Source organism: Mesorhizobium sp. M5C.F.Ca.ET.164.01.1.1, from assembly GCF_004792125.1.
GTDB lineage: Bacteria > Pseudomonadota > Alphaproteobacteria > Rhizobiales > Rhizobiaceae > Mesorhizobium > Mesorhizobium wenxiniae.
The window spans coordinates 1-313 of record NZ_SRTG01000414.1; the positions used below are offsets into that span (position 1 = coordinate 1).

The following is a 313-nucleotide window of genomic DNA, read 5'->3' on the forward strand; positions in this document are numbered from 1 at the left end:
CGGGTTTGTCGGCCTTGTCCTGCACCGCGCTCAGGACCTTCGCGGCCTCGTCCATCTGCCGCAATTGCGCCAGGCTGCGGCCGAGGCCGTATTGCGCCCCGGGAAGGTCCGGATTGAGCTCCAGCACCTTGCGGAAGGCGTCCGCGGCCTCCGCGTGGCGACTTAGCGCCTGGTACTCGATGGCGAGCCTCGACCACGCCTTGAGCGACTGAGGGGCGATCTCGACCAGCGTGGCGAAGGTATCGGCAGCCGACCAGTGGTCGCCCTTGGCCGCCAGCAATTGTCCCAAACCGTACAGGGTGCGGGAATGGCG

The 313-nt window shown here is 67.7% G+C and carries 1 protein-coding gene; it reads right to left on the minus strand.

The window, feature by feature from the left end; genetic code table 11:
• On the minus strand, window positions 1-313 hold a 313-nt coding region (locus tag EN807_RS34065; protein WP_135938061.1), incomplete at both ends, for a tetratricopeptide repeat protein.